Source organism: Aquimarina sp. AD1 (assembly GCF_003443695.1).
GTDB lineage: Bacteria > Bacteroidota > Bacteroidia > Flavobacteriales > Flavobacteriaceae > Aquimarina > Aquimarina latercula.
The window spans coordinates 1,854,812-1,870,137 of the sequence record NZ_CP031966.1; the positions used below are offsets into that span (position 1 = coordinate 1,854,812).

At 32.6% G+C, this 15,326-nt stretch carries 14 protein-coding genes; 10 read left to right on the top strand and 4 right to left on the bottom strand.

Annotation, left to right across the window (positions count from 1 at the left end; translation table 11 throughout):
* The first annotated feature begins 23 nt into the window (after positions 1-23).
* Both D1815_RS08385 and D1815_RS08390 read left to right on the top strand, forming a co-directional pair.
* Positions 24-722, top strand: a complete 699-nt coding sequence (locus tag D1815_RS08385; RefSeq protein WP_118386600.1) for an RluA family pseudouridine synthase — start codon at positions 24-26, stop codon at positions 720-722.
* Between the two features lie 104 nt (positions 723-826).
* Positions 827-1,702: a hypothetical protein gene (locus D1815_RS08390; RefSeq protein ID WP_118386601.1), complete on the top strand. Its 876-nt coding sequence runs from the start codon at positions 827-829 to the stop codon at positions 1,700-1,702.
* 33 nt (positions 1,703-1,735) lie between these two features.
* Here the strand turns inward: D1815_RS08390 and D1815_RS08395 are convergent, their stop codons facing one another.
* Complete coding sequence (locus D1815_RS08395; protein WP_118386602.1) at positions 1,736-2,596, bottom strand: DMT family transporter; 861 nt, start codon at positions 2,594-2,596, stop codon at positions 1,736-1,738.
* 11 nt (positions 2,597-2,607) lie between these two features.
* Positions 2,608-4,152 carry a hypothetical protein gene (locus D1815_RS08400; RefSeq protein ID WP_027394000.1) on the bottom strand — a complete coding sequence of 515 codons (1,545 nt, stop codon included), beginning with the start codon at positions 4,150-4,152 and terminating at the stop codon, positions 2,608-2,610.
* A 193-nt stretch (positions 4,153-4,345) separates the two neighbouring features.
* On the opposite strand from D1815_RS08400, the gene D1815_RS08405 reads away from it, so the two are divergent.
* The 5 genes from D1815_RS08405 to D1815_RS08425 all read left to right on the top strand — a co-directional run bounded on the left by D1815_RS08405 (position 4,346) and on the right by D1815_RS08425 (position 9,257).
* Positions 4,346-5,518 carry a 2-isopropylmalate synthase gene (locus tag D1815_RS08405; protein WP_118386603.1) on the top strand — a complete coding sequence of 391 codons (1,173 nt, stop codon included), beginning with the start codon at positions 4,346-4,348 and terminating at the stop codon, positions 5,516-5,518.
* A 35-nt stretch (positions 5,519-5,553) separates the two neighbouring features.
* Complete coding sequence (leuC, locus tag D1815_RS08410; protein ID WP_118386604.1) at positions 5,554-6,936, top strand: 3-isopropylmalate dehydratase large subunit; 1,383 nt, start codon at positions 5,554-5,556, stop codon at positions 6,934-6,936.
* Positions 6,937-6,940: 4 nt separating this feature from the next.
* On the top strand, positions 6,941-7,528 hold the full coding sequence (gene leuD, locus D1815_RS08415; RefSeq protein ID WP_118386605.1) for a 3-isopropylmalate dehydratase small subunit: 588 nt from the start codon (positions 6,941-6,943) through the stop codon (positions 7,526-7,528).
* Between the two features lie 64 nt (positions 7,529-7,592).
* Positions 7,593-8,708: a 3-isopropylmalate dehydrogenase gene (gene leuB, locus D1815_RS08420; RefSeq protein ID WP_118386606.1), complete on the top strand. Its 1,116-nt coding sequence runs from the start codon at positions 7,593-7,595 to the stop codon at positions 8,706-8,708.
* A 129-nt stretch (positions 8,709-8,837) separates the two neighbouring features.
* Positions 8,838-9,257 (top strand): DUF4174 domain-containing protein, encoded by a 420-nt coding sequence (locus D1815_RS08425; protein ID WP_118386607.1) that lies wholly within the window; start codon positions 8,838-8,840, stop codon positions 9,255-9,257.
* A gap of 151 nt (positions 9,258-9,408) precedes the next feature.
* On the opposite strand, the gene D1815_RS08430 is transcribed toward D1815_RS08425, so the two are convergent.
* Positions 9,409-10,359, bottom strand: a complete 951-nt coding sequence (locus D1815_RS08430) for a phosphoribosylaminoimidazolesuccinocarboxamide synthase (RefSeq protein ID WP_118386608.1) — start codon at positions 10,357-10,359, stop codon at positions 9,409-9,411.
* 46 nt (positions 10,360-10,405) lie between these two features.
* Positions 10,406-11,362 carry a PhoH family protein gene (locus D1815_RS08435; RefSeq protein WP_118386609.1) on the bottom strand — a complete coding sequence of 319 codons (957 nt, stop codon included), beginning with the start codon at positions 11,360-11,362 and terminating at the stop codon, positions 10,406-10,408.
* Positions 11,363-11,644: 282 nt separating this feature from the next.
* Between D1815_RS08435 and D1815_RS08440 the strand changes: the two genes are divergently transcribed.
* The 3 genes from D1815_RS08440 (at position 11,645) to gldG (ending at position 15,286) form a co-directional block, all read left to right on the top strand.
* Positions 11,645-12,475, top strand: coding sequence for an S-adenosyl-l-methionine hydroxide adenosyltransferase family protein (locus tag D1815_RS08440; protein WP_027394007.1), 831 nt, complete (start codon positions 11,645-11,647; stop codon positions 12,473-12,475).
* Between the two features lie 38 nt (positions 12,476-12,513).
* Positions 12,514-12,798: a putative quinol monooxygenase gene (locus D1815_RS08445; RefSeq protein ID WP_118386610.1), complete on the top strand. Its 285-nt coding sequence runs from the start codon at positions 12,514-12,516 to the stop codon at positions 12,796-12,798.
* 88 nt (positions 12,799-12,886) lie between these two features.
* Complete coding sequence (gene gldG, locus D1815_RS08450; RefSeq protein WP_118386611.1) at positions 12,887-15,286, top strand: gliding motility-associated ABC transporter substrate-binding protein GldG; 2,400 nt, start codon at positions 12,887-12,889, stop codon at positions 15,284-15,286.
* Positions 15,287-15,326 lie beyond the last annotated feature (40 nt).

Below are 15,326 nucleotides of genomic sequence, written 5' to 3' on the forward strand. Positions count from 1 at the left end.
AATAGTTTTATTCCCTAAGAAAATTGTCTCAAAAAATAATTTCTAACAAAACTAATCTTCAGGTTCTTTATGAGGATAATCACCTGATTATCGTTAATAAGAGAGCTGGAGATATTGTGCAAGGAGATAAAACAGGAGATAAACCTCTAAGTGAAGTGGTTAAGGAATATATTGCTGAAAAGTATCATAAACCAGGTGCTGTTTATTTAGGCGTAGTTCATAGACTTGATAGACCAACAAGTGGAATTGTAGTATTTGCAAGAACAAGTAAAGCATTACCAAGACTTAATAAACTTTTTGCTAATAAGGAAGCTAAAAAAACATATTGGGCAATTGTAAAAAAACCTCCTCCAAAAGAAAAAGATAGGCTTATACACTGGTTGAAACGTAATCCTAAACAAAATAAATCATATGCTCATAAAAATGAGGTAACGGATAGCAAAAAAGCTATTTTAGACTATGCAATCATAAAAAAACTAAACAACTATTGTCTTTTAGAAATCGACCTTCATACTGGTAGACATCATCAAATAAGATCTCAACTATCATATATTGGATCTGTAATTAAAGGAGATTTAAAATATGGAGCAGATCGAAGCAATAAAGATGGTAGTATCCATTTACATGCAAGAAAACTTACATTTATACATCCTGTAAAAAAAGAAGCGCTCACCATAATAGCTCCTCCTCCATTGGATTCTATATGGAATGACTGTTTTTAACGGTATTTTTACTTATATTTTATTCGTAGTAACATTTCCAATAATTATTATACTAATAGGCAAAAGAAAACTCATTTTTTTATTTCATTGCTAATTAAGAATACATGGAGTATGTTTCATATTCATCAGAATTATTTAAAAACATTGATTGGAATTTTATCTGGAGTATTATTAGGGATATTGTACTTCCTAATTCTGGAATTTTAATTTTTAATATCATCCTATTTTTATTTCTAGGGTTGATTATCGCAACTATATACTGTATTTTATTATGGCGTAAAGGTATTTTAAAAAGAACTCCGCGGTATTACAATTGGGCAGTAAAGTTGTATATTCCATTATTGCTGATTGGTATACTATACATCTTTGGACAATGGGGGTTTTTAAGAGGTATATATAAAATACTAGATAACGAAAAAGCGGTTATTGTACAAGAAGTATATGAAGGATCTATGTCTCAAGTATTTGAATCCGAAGAAGCCAAAAATAAATTTATAATTTCCATACAAGGACTTGCTATACAAGCAAAATCAGGTTCGCAAGATTATGCAGTCATTTTCGAAAACTATCTAAAAAACCATAATACAGGAAATTCTGTTCTCAATAAAACAAAAAACAAATTAGCAAAATATATTGTTAATCATTACAGTGATGACCTTTATAAATTAACAGTGTATGCATTTATAACATCCGCAGGAAGAGGACATATCGATTTTTCTGAAGCATTACCGTATGAGGAGTTTAGTACTGTAATGGATTTATTATTAAAAGTAGGATATAGAGATATAGAAAAAGTAGTCATTAGTAAACTAAATGAGTGGTTTGCATTAGTAATAAGCTCCCAATACAATGCAATGGTAAAATCATTATTAATACTATTATTTCTAATTCTAATTACTCCCCTGTTAGAATATTTTATTTACAAAAAATGGATCGCTCCAAGATACGTCCCCAAAACTAGCCGAATAAAAATGTTATAATTCCTGATAACACGTATTTACGAGTTAAATGATTTATTTATATGATCTCACACTCTCAATTACCACTGAAGTTAGAATTAACATCCCACCAATAATTGTTGTTAAAACAGGTATTTCTTTAAGAAAAATTATGCCTATAATAATACCATATACTGGCTGTATACTACTTATAATACTCGCTGTTGTTGTAGAAAAACGCTTTAAACTAAACAAAAATAGTGTATGACCAATTGCTGTAGTAAGAATTGCTAGTACTAATGTCCAAGGCCACTGTGTTACAATCGCTGAACTATCCATTATAAAGAGTGTTGGCAATAACATAATACTAATAATCACAAGTTGATACCACATTAGCACGGAACCATGATAATTACTTACTTTAGTTTTCATGATTAAGTTACGTAGTGCATAGCATAAAGCAGATACTACTCCAAATCCAACGGCTTGGGCATAAGAGTTATCTAAACTAAAATTTGGAACTAAAAAATAAATTCCTAATAACACTAAAGCTCCTAAAACCAAATGCATTTTCTGAAATTTAGTCTTCAAAAGTATTGGTTCTAAAAACGAAGTAATTACAGGGTATGTAAATAAAGATAACATACCGATAGCAACATTAGACATTTTTAGAGCATAGAAATATGTAATCCAGTGCAACCCCATCAATACACCTCCGATAATAATTGTAAATCGATCAGAAGAAGCGATTCCAAAAGATATTTTTTTCCATTTGCAAAACAAAAACAGTATAACTCCAGCCAAAATAGCTCTAAAGGCAATAGTTACTGGAACTGGCATATCAATATACCTGCCCAATGCACCAGAAGTGCTTATAAAAAGCATGGCGAGGTTTAATTCTAAAATATTACGTAGATGATGAGAATTTTTTGGCATAAAATATATAGTTAGCGAACTAACTTTTTTGATTTTTCTTTAATAATATCTGCAACTGGTCTACTTTCGATATTGCTCTCCAGCCAAGATAAAATATCTAAATACAAAAATGCTCTTTTTTCGTAAGGATGATCCTCATATTGTTTTAGAGTTTTATGGAGTTTTCTAAACTCATCCTTAATTTGATGTGGAAATATATCTCCAAGGTTTTTCAGAAATTTAATCATCTCCTTTTGTACCTCATAAAGATCATCCATTTTAATTAAAAATCTGTAGGTTTCTTTTAACTGGGTTTCTAAATGATAATCCATACCTGCCTCGTAATGTGCCACAAGACTTAATACTCTAGCAAAACACATTAAATCTTCACGCATCTTTAGTGACTTATTATTAATGATCTTGCTCAGATATTCTATGCACTTACGATGATCTGCCATCCCAAAATACAAACAACCTATTTTATAATATAAAACCATAATATGATGATCATCCAAACGGTTTTTATACTCGGTGATACCATCTAAAATCTCAGTAACTAAATACTCTCCTTCATCAAAAGTACCTTCCAGAAAATGTACATTCAATCTATTATTATAAATAAATTGAAATGAAAGTACTTCAATATTATCATCTATCGGAAAATCATCCGATTTAATAGTTTTTTCAAACTTACTCAATGTCAATTTTAATTGTGTTTTATCCTGAATAAGATATAAGGATTCTAACAAATAATGATTTCCTCTAAGAAAAAATACCGGATTAAGAATGATCATTTTTGGGTTTTCATAGAAAAGATCAACCCATTTTTTAGAATACTTGTAACAGGACAAGAAATCTTGAACCATAAAACTATACCACAAATGAGCTTTATATAACCATAGTTTTTCTCTAAAACCTAAAATATTCCAATCGTACTTAGGTAATTTACTTTCGAAATAATTAGTAATTACATTATGTTCCTTATCATTTCGTACATACCCGCTTTTTATCATCAAACCATACAACTGAAGTGACAGATTAGACAATCGACTTGTAAGCACATTTTTCATACTCAACATCTTTGCTTCTATGGTTAACTCATCTGCACGACTATTGATACTTCTTGTTATATATTGAGTTTCTATTACCTTTTCTAATTCTACTATTTCATAGGCAATATTATTCTCTTCGTTTTCTTTTGCTAAAGTTTTTGCTTTATCTAAAATCTTTAAACTTTGTTTATACAATCCTTTATGATATAAAATAGTAGCAAAATCAAGTTGTTCTCTTATTTGTGACCTGACATTCTGATGCAAAGGACTTAATCTAAGGCTGATCAAAATTTGTTTATATAAATGTGCTTTGAGATTAGATAATTGTTGTTTTTTTACAATCCCTTTAGCCACAATTAATTCTTCGTCTAAAGTTTCACTCTTATCTAAATGATTAAAAAGCGCTAAAAATTTAGAATCTGTATTTACACCAAGCCTGCCAACATATACCTTAAACTGTCGTTTTTCGGACTTAGATAGTGACTTCACTAAAACAAACAAAGGATCTTTTTGATCATTAGTCATTGTAAGAAAATATATTGTAATTAACTGATTAAAAAAGAGTTAAGTTTATTTAAAAACATTTCAACATTGTAAAACATGTAGCTAAATCCCTTCTTTTTGAATAACCAAAATATAAATTCGTAAGAGAATACTAAAACATCTTAGAATATATTTTCAAAAGAAATTATCAAAATTAACAATTCACATAATTCCTATGAGCGATAATAAAGTCCAAATTTTTGACACCACGTTAAGAGACGGAGAACAGGTCCCTGGTTGTAAATTAAATACGAAACAGAAGTTAGTGATTGCGGAGCGATTAGATCTTCTAGGAGTTGATGTAATAGAAGCTGGGTTTCCAGTTTCCAGTCCAGGGGATTTCACTTCTGTAAATGAAATTGCAAAAATTGTAAAAAACGCAACTGTTTGTGGATTAACAAGAGCCGTAGAAAATGACATTAAAGTGGCGGCAGAAGCTTTGAGATATGCCAAAAAACCAAGGATTCATACAGGAATTGGAACATCAGAATCACATATTAAATACAAATTTAATTCCACTCAAGACAAGGTAATTGAACGAGGAATTGCCGCAGTAAAATATGCTAAATCTTTTGTTGAAGATGTGGAGTTCTATGCAGAAGATGCTGGTCGTACAGATAATGAGTTTTTAGCCAAAGTTTGTGAAGCTATGATCAAAGCTGGAGCAACAGTACTTAATATTCCTGATACAACAGGTTATTGCCTACCAGAAGAATATGGTGAAAAAATAAAATATTTAAAAGAAAATGTAAAAGGTATTGATAATGTTATTATTTCTTGTCACTGTCATAATGATCTTGGGTTGGCAACAGCTAATTCTATTGCCGGAGCTATCAATGGTGCTAGACAAATAGAATGTACCATTAACGGTATTGGAGAACGTGCAGGAAATACTGCTCTAGAAGAAGTGGTAATGATTATGAAACAACATCCATATCTACACCTTAATACTGATATTAACTCTAGATTATTATACGACACTAGTTTAATGGTTTCTGAAAGTATGGGAATGATAGTACAGCCAAACAAAGCTATCGTTGGAGCAAATGCTTTTGCACATAGCTCAGGAATACATCAAGATGGAGTTATTAAAAATCGTGAAACATACGAAATTATTGATCCAGCAGAAGTTGGAGTTACGGAATCCGCCATTGTACTTACTGCTAGAAGTGGTAGAGCGGCATTAGCCTATAGAGCGAAAAAAATTGGATACGAATTAACAAAACTTCAACTAGATCAAGTGTACAAAGAATTCTTAAGCTATGCTGATAGAAAGAAAGAAGTAATTAATGATGATATTCATGAAATTATGAAAACTGTTCAAGTAGAAGCTGTCGCAGTAGCATAATTTTTTTCCTGATTACTTCCAGAATAACATAACATATGAAGAAGACATTATTTGATAAAGTTTGGGACGCTCATGTCGTCAAAGAAGTAGAGAATGGCCCTCAAATACTTTATATAGACCAACATCTTATCCACGAAGTTACAAGTCCACAAGCATTTAATGAACTTGAACAGCGTGGAATTCCTGTTTTAAGACCTAATCAAGTCGTTGCAACTGCTGATCATAATACACCAACCGTAGATCAGCATCTACCCATAAAAGATCCGTTATCCCGAAATCAGCTAGAGCAGCTCACAAAGAATTGTGAGAAAAACAATATCACTCTTTATGGCCTTGGACATAAGTATAATGGAATTGTTCATGTAATGGCTCCAGAACTTGGTATTACACAACCAGGCATGACTATGGTTTGTGGTGATAGCCACACCTCTACCCACGGTGCATTTGGTTCTATTGCCTTCGGAATAGGAACCAGCCAGGTAGCCCAGGTATTTGCTAGTCAATGTTTATTACTACAAAAACCTAAAAGCCTTAGAGTAAGTGTAAATGGAAAGTTACGATCTGGTGTACTACCAAAAGATGTTATACTATACATAATTGCAAAATTAGGAACCAATGCTGGTACCGGATATTTCTGCGAATATGCAGGTAATGTATTTGAAGAAATGTCGATGGAAGGTCGTATGACCGTATGTAACATGAGTATCGAAATGGGAGCTCGTGGAGGTATGATTGCTCCTGATGAGACTACTTTCGAATATGTAAAAGGACGTGAATTCGCTCCAAAAGGAGATGCCTATGATAAAAAGGTAACATATTGGAAAACATTGCCTACAGATCAAGGTGCTATTTTTGATAAAGAATACCATTTTGATGCAGCTGATATAGAACCTATGATTACCTATGGAACCAACCCAGGAATGGGAATTAAGGTTACAGAAAATATACCTTCAGAAAACAACGCTTCTTTCGAAAAATCATTAGCATATATGAATTTTGAAAAAGGACAATCCTTGATCAATCAAGAAATTAATTACGTTTTTATAGGAAGTTGTACAAACAGTAGAATTGAAGATTTTAGAGTAGCTGCTAATTATATTAAAGGTAAGAAAAAAGCAGAAAGTGTAACAGCATGGTTGGTACCAGGATCGCAACAAGTAGCTTCGCAAATTGTTGATGAAGGATTACACAATATTTTTGAAGAAGCCGGATTTAAACTAAGACAACCTGGATGCTCTGCTTGCTTAGCGATGAACGATGATAAAATACCTGAAGGAGCATATTGTGTTTCTACATCTAATAGAAATTTTGAAGGCCGCCAAGGACAAGGAGCTAGAACAATTCTTGCCAGCCCATTAATTGCCGCCGCGACAGCAGTTGAAGGAAAAATTATTGATATCACTAAACACCTAAATTAAAATTATGGATAAGTTTATCAAACTAACATCCACTGCAATACCATTGTCTATAGAAAATGTAGATACGGACCAAATCATTCCTGCTCGTTTTCTTAAAGCAACGGATCGAGAAGGTTTTGGAGAAAACCTTTTTAGAGATTGGCGTTTTCATAAAGACGGAAGTATTAACACCGATTTTGCATTAAACAACACCAATTACTCTGGTAGTATTCTAGTAGCTGGTGATAATTTTGGCTGCGGCTCTAGTAGAGAACATGCAGCTTGGGCTATTCATGATTATGGAATAAAAGTGGTTGTATCCAGTTTTTTTGCTGACATATTTAAAGGAAATTCACTGAACAATGGGTTATTACCTGTTCAGGTATCGCCAGCATATCTTCAGGAACTATTTTCAGAAATCAAAAAAGATCCTTCTACGTCTATTGAAGTAGACTTAGAAGAACAGAAAATTACGATTCTTTCTTCAGGATCTTCAGCCAATTTTGAAATTAATAATTATAAAAAAATGTGCTTGATGAATGGCTATGACGACATTGATTTCTTAATTAGTAACCAATCAGAAATAGAAGCTTTCGAAAAAGCAAGGATATAATGTACAAAGATCATAATTAGGCCATAGAAAACTATAAAGCTCATTATGATATAACAAACTACTTATGAAACTAGAAATTGCTGTATTATCAGGAGACGGAATTGGACCAGAAGTTACTGGCCAAGCCGTAAAAGCAATGGAAGCCATTGCGCATCGTTTTGATCATTTATTTACTTTTAAAGATGCTTTAGTTGGAGCTATAGCTATCGATAAGACTGGTAATCCATTGCCGGACAAAACACTACAACTCTGTGCAGACACAGATGCAGTACTTTTTGGTGCTATTGGAGATCCAAAGTATGATAATGATCCTAGTGCTCCTGTACGCCCAGAACAAGGATTATTGAGATTACGAAAAGAATTAGGTTTATATGCAAATATACGTCCGGTAAAAGCATATGAAACTCTGTTAGACAAGTCTCCTCTTAAAAGAGAAATAATAGAAGGTACTGATATTTCGATATACCGAGAGCTTACTGGTGGTATCTATTTTGGAAAAAAACAGCTAAATGAAGAAGGAACAGTTGCTTCAGATTTATGTGAGTACTCCAAGGAAGAAATTGAACGCATCTCTCACCTGGCGTTTAAAGCAGCTCAAAAGAGAAGAAAAAAATTAACATTAGTAGACAAAGCTAATGTACTGGAATCTTCTCGTCTCTGGAGGAAAGTAGTTACAGAAATTGCAAAAGAATACCCAGATATAGATTTAGATTTCTTATTCGTAGATAATGCTGCTATGCAAATGATCCTAAATCCTAGCCAATTCGATGTAATTTTGACAGAAAATATGTTTGGAGATATTATCTCTGATGAGGCCAGTGTAATTGGTGGTTCTATTGGCTTATTAGCGTCTGCTTCTGTTGGTGACACTTGTTGTATGTTCGAACCGATTCATGGATCCTATCCACAAGCAACAGGAAAAGGAATTGCTAATCCAATCGCGGCAATTCTTTCTGCAGCTATGTTATTGGAGCATTTTGATCTTATGGACGAAGCTAACGCAATAAAAGAAGCTGTAGAAAAGGCACTAGAGCTAAACATTACCACTCCTGATCTTAATAGTTTAAATCCTTTAACTACAGAAAAAGTTGGAGACTTTATTTATGATTACATACTAAATCCAGAAGATTCTAATATCAATTTTGAAAATATACACGTAGGACAATCTACGATCATATAATATTAGTTATATATTTTTATTAAAAAGCAATCAGGTGATTCTATCTGGTTGCTTTTTGTTTTTTTATGGCAATACCTTTCTAATAGTATTCTAACTATATGAAGTCTATATTTTTCATATCTTATATTCATGAAAAACATAGTATTTCTTTTACTTCTATTACCAATTCTATCTTTCTCTCAAGATCTTGATAAACATCGATGGGAGGATCGCTTGATTTTAGTTTTAGCAGATTCCTATAAAAACCCCAAATTAGTTAAACAACTAAAGGAATTTAAAAACAAATCGAAAAGCCTAGAAGAAAGAAAACTAATAGTATATCAGATAACACCTACCTCCTATCAAACAGGAATAGATAAAAACACATCAACCAAAAGTAATGCTGTTTATAAGGAGTATAACCCATCTAATGAAGACTTTAAAATTATCCTAATTGGATTAGATGGCGGTATAAAATTAAAGTCAAACAAGGTATTATTATCTACACAAATTTTTGATCAGATAGATCAAATGCCAATGCGTAGACAAGAATTGAGAATTAAGAATTAAACCAATCAGTTTATTATCTACAATAGATTCCAGATCAAATCTGGAATGACATAACTTATTTAAAATCCTTATCATCTTCTGTGAATTCCGGATCAAGTCCGGAATGACATATGCTCACGTTCTGCGATAATTTTTAAATTAGCTGCATAAATTAAACAGTCTTCAAATACGCTAATACATTCTCTTCTATCCTACTATCAATATTAGAAACATCCGCTTTTTCAAAAGAAGTTCCTGTTATATTCTCGAATAACTCAATATAACGATCTGATACAGAATTTATATACTCATTACTCATATCTGGAATTTGTTGTCCTTCTTTTCCCTGGAAACCATTACTGATTAACCATTGTCTTACAAACTCTTTGGATAATTGTTTTTGGGCTTCTCCTTTTTGCTGTCTTTCTTCATATCCTTCTTCATAAAAATAACGCGAAGAATCTGGAGTATGAATTTCATCAATTAAAACGATTTTTCCATCTTTTGTTTTTCCAAATTCATATTTGGTATCTACCAAGATCAGCCCTCTTTCTGCAGCAATCTCTGTTCCTCTCTGGAATAATTTTCTAGTATAATCCTCAAGAACTATATAATCAGCTTCAGAAACAATTCCTTTAGCCAAAATTTCTTCTCTAGAGATATCCTCATCGTGCTCTCCATTATCAGCTTTAGTAGATGGCGTAATGATAGGTTTGGGAAACTTATCATTCTCCTTCATTCCATCAGGCATAGGAACACCGCATAACATTCTTTTACCAGCCTTATATTCCCTAGCAGCGTGACCAGATTGGTATCCTCTAATCACCATCTCTACCTTAAAAGGATCACAAAGATGTCCTACAGCTACATTAGGATCTGGAGTAGCGATTAACCAGTTAGGTACTAAATCTTCTGTAGCCTCCATCATCTGAGTAGCAATCTGATTCAGTATTTGTCCTTTAAAAGGAATTCCTTTTGGCATTACTACATCAAATGCAGATAAACGATCTGTAGCAATCATTACCAACAGATCATCATTTATATTGTATACTTCTCTTACTTTTCCTTTATAAACAGATTTCTGTCCAGGAAAACTATAATTTGTATCTGTAATCGTATTCACTTTAATATTTTATTTTTTAGAGTAGTATCTCTCTAGTATGAAGTACTTAATCGTTTCTGTTTTCTATTTCTTTATATGCCGCAATCACCTTTTTCACCAATTTATGACGGATCACGTCTTTATCATCTAAGTGTATTACTCCAATTCCTGAAACTCCTTTTAACACTAATAATGCTTCTTTTAGACCAGATGTTACTCTACGCGGTAAATCAATTTGTCCAGGATCACCGGTAATCATAAACTTTGCATTTTTACCCATACGGGTCAAGAACATTTTCATTTGGGCATGCGTAGTGTTTTGTGCTTCGTCAAGAATTACAAACGCATTATCCAGAGTGCGTCCTCGCATAAATGCCATCGGAGCAATTTGTATTACTCCTTTTTCTATAAAACTTTCTAGTTTTTCTGGAGAGATCATATCGCGTAATGCATCATATAGTGGCTGCATATACGGATCCAGTTTTTCCTGTAAATCTCCAGGTAAAAACCCTAAATTCTCTCCTGCTTCTACTGCAGGGCGTGTAAGTATGATTCTCTTTACTTGTTTTTCTTTCAATGCTTTAACAGCTAAAGCAACACCAGTATATGTTTTACCAGTTCCTGCAGGTCCAATAGCAAAAACCATATCATTCTTATGCGTCAATTCCACCAACTTGCGTTGATTTGCTGTCTGCGCTTTAATCGCCTTACCTCCTACTCCGTGAACAAGTGTTTCTCCACTAACAGCAGAAGTTTCATAATCCGCTTTAGTATCACTAGTAAGTACACGTTCTATAACATTCTCATCAAGTTTGTTGTATTTCCCAAAATGTTCCAAAAGCATATTAAGGCGTGCATCGAATTCCTCGAGCATCTCCTCGTCTCCATATACCTTCATTTTACTTCCTCTAGCTACAATTTTTAACTTAGGAAAGTATTTTTTCAATAATTGGATATTGCTATTCTGAAGTCCGAAAAACTCCCGCGGATTGATTTCTGTCAGTTCAATAATAAGTTCGTTCAAAAGCTATAGAAATTTTAGTATGATTTGTTTTTTGGATTGACTAAGTTTGTGGTCCCAATAGCTATTGGGATTGTTTGAAGTTTTTGTCGGGGAATCAAAAATGAAAAACGTATTATAAGTTGGATTTTGTTAAAGATCATAAAGAATATTAGTGGTCTAAAATAATAAACTCATATGTTTTTATTGATTGATTTCTAGATTCAAAAAAACTTTGAATAACTTCATAGCAAATTTACATATTTTTAAGCGCTTATAATTAAAAGATATTAACAATTCTTATAGATGCCAATAATAACTTTAACTACTGATTTCGGAATCAAAGATCACTTTGTGTCTGCGGTTAAAGGTGCTATCTATACGGAATTACCTGAAGCCACAATTGTTGATATTTCTCATGAAATTTCACCATTCCATATTACTGAAGCTGCCTATATTATCCAAAACGCTTATAAAAGCTTCCCAAAAGGAAGTATTCATATTGTAGGAATTGATAGTGAACTTAATCCAGAGAACAAACACATTGCAGTACAACTTGATGATCATTATTTTATCTGTGCTAATAATGGATTGATTTCGTTAATTGCTTCAGAATTTAGACCCGAGAAAATAGTAGAGATAAATATACATGATGCTATTGGAACCAATTTCCCTGTATTAGATGTTTTTGTTGCTGTGGCTTGTCATATTGCACGTGGGGGAACACTAGAGGTTATTGGGAAATCTATTTCTGATATTAAACTAATTAAAGGAATCACTCCTATTGTAAATCTTGGTGATAAGCAGATCGTAGGAAGCATAATATATATTGATAATTACGGGAACTTAATTACAAATATTACCCGCAAATTGTTCGATGATATAGGTAAAGGAAGAGCGTTTAAAATTACAGCAAGAAGTGCTGTATTTAGTACAATATATGAACGCTATAGTGATGCCATAAATTTCAATATAGAAAAAAGCAAACGCGAAGAAGATGGAAAAAAATTAGCTGTATTTAATTCATCTGGATATTTAGAATTAGCAATTTATAAAAGTAACCCAAAAACTGTAGGAGGTGCCTCAAGTCTGTTTGGATTGCACTTTCGAGATACAGTAAGTATTACTTTTGAATGATCCATAATTCTTTTAAATTTTAAAATACTAAAATAACAATGATCATAAGAATCGTGAAATTAGGTTTCATTCCAGAACAAATCGATGCTTTTTTGGAGAATTTCCATCAAAACAAGGATAAAATTCGAAATTTTGAAGGATGCACACACTTAAAACTAATAAGAGATATCCATAAAACCAATCAATTTTTCACCTACAGTCATTGGGAATCTGAAGAACATCTCAATAACTACAGAAACTCTTCGTTATTTAAAGGTGTTTGGGCAAATACCAAAAATAAGTTTAACCAAAAACCAGAAGCTTGGAGTGTTCAAGAAATATAGATAGTATCTTTCTACCTTTGGTAAAAAGAGTCTACTAAATTCTTATTTTCACCGTAAACTAATTCATAAAAAACGACAATACAAAAATATGCTTGCAGTTATAAGAAAAGAAATCAATACATTTTTTGCCTCCTCTGTAGGGTATTTAGTAATAGGTATATTTTTAGTTCTTAATGGACTTTTTTTATGGGTATTTAAAGGGCAGTTTAATATCTTGGATAGTGGTTTTGCAGACCTTTCGCCATTTTTTCTGATTGCTCCTTGGATTTTGTTGTTTTTGATTCCTGCAATAACCATGAGAAGTATTGCAGAAGAAAGAAAACAAGGGACCTTAGAACTTCTAATAACAAAACCGCTCCCAGGCTGGCAGATAGTTTTGGGAAAATATCTTGGAAGTCTTTTACTCATTATTATTGCTCTAATCCCCAGTTTACTATATGTAATCACAGTACATCAGTTGGGAAATCCAATAGGGAATATAGATATTGGTAGTACGATAGGATCTTATATTGCTATTTTATTACTCTGCGGTGCTTATACGGCTATAGGGACGTTTTCATCTTCCATAACAAACAATCAGATTGTAGCATTCTTAGTAGGTGTATTTTTATGCTTTCTGTTTTATTTTGGATTTAGTGGATTAGCAGACTACCAATTGCTTGGAGCTACGGATTACACTATCGAACAAATCGGAATTCAATTACATTACGAGCGTATTAGTCAAGGGATTATAGATACAAGAGATATTGTGTATTTTATCAGTATTATTGGATTTTTCGTATTTCTCACAACCATTATACTACGACAATATCCTTTAAAAACTATTCTAAAATTTGCCTCTTTTGCTGCCATTGCAGTTATTATACTTAACATAGGAGGAAATTCTTTGTATAATCGTTTTGATCTAACAGTAGATAATCGTTTTACGCTGTCTGAAGCAACCGAAAACTTGCTAAAAGAAGCAGAAGTCCCAATTTCTATAGACGTTTTATTAGAAGGTGATTTTCCATCAGAATTTAGAAAGCTACAAGGAGAAACTAAACAAATTCTAGAAGAGTTTAATGCTATAAACTCTAATATCCAGTATGTTTTTACAAACCCAATAGAGGAAGAAGAATTTAGAAAAGAGACCTTAGAGGAATTACAAAGATTAGGATTGACTCCTATGGAAGTTAGTGTCCAAGAAAGCGGGAAAACTGAAATTGAAACTGTTGTTCCTTGGGCCATTATGAATTATCAAAATCGAAGTGTTAAAGTAGCTTTGGTAAAAAATACAATTGGAGCCACTACCGAAGAAAGAGTCAACAACTCTATTCAACAATTAGAATATGTTTTTGCTGATGCTCTAAAAAAGCTAATCCATCCCAAAAAACATAAAATTGCCGTAATAAAGGGGAATGGACAATTACCTGATGTAAAAATAGCAGATTTTGTAAAAACGCTTCAGGAGTATTATTTTGTTGGGGCTTTTACTTTAGATTCGGTTGCTTCCAATCCCGAAAAAACATTACAAGATTTACAAAAGTTTGATCTCGTAATTAATGCAAAACCAACAAAACCATTTTCTGAAAAAGAAAAATATGTATTAGATCAGTTTATTATGAACGGTGGAAAATCGCTGTGGCTAGTAGAATCAGTTGGCATGGAGATTGACAGCTTATTTACACCTCAATCTCAAGGATCGGCTGTAGCATTTATGCAAGATTTAAAACTTGGAGATGCATTATTTTCTTATGGAGTAAGAATTAATCCGGTTATAGTAAATGACCTCTACTCTGCTCCATTAATGCTTGCCTCTGGCCAAGGAAATGATACTCAATTTACTCCGCATCCATGGTTTTATGCTTCGTTAACAAAAAACAGCGGAAATCATCCTATTGTTAAAAACATAGAATCTGTGAAGTTTGAATTTTCGAACCAAATAGATACTTTAAAAAATGATCTTACTAAAACCATATTATTAACCAGTTCTGAAAGATCAAAATTAGAAGGAATACCAACAGAAATAAGACTTGACAATATTATCGGGCAAAAACCAGATATTACTGGTTATACCGAAGGAAATCATAACCTGGCTGTCTTGTTAGAGGGAAGTTTTAAATCTGCATATAAAGATCGTGTAAAGCCATTTAAAATTATTGATGGAAAAGATATCAGTATTGAAACTAAAATGGTAGTAATTGCGGATGGTGATGTGATTAAAAATGGCATTAGAAAAGGAAGGCCAATCACCTTAGGATATGACCCCTATTTAAATCTGCAATACGGAAATAAGGAGTTTTTATTAAACACCGTTAACTATTTACTAGATGATTCTGGACTAACCCAAGTAAGAGGTAAAGAAATAAACATTGCCTTCTTAAATATAGAAAAAGTAGTAGCAACTAGAAGTTTTTGGCAGATAATCAACATCGTGGTTCCACTAATAATTTTAGGGCTATTTGGAGTTGGGTTTTCTTTTCTTAGAAAAAGAAAGTATCAAAAATAGTGCTACATTTTAAATCGATCAGAAAACCCTTTGTTAAGAG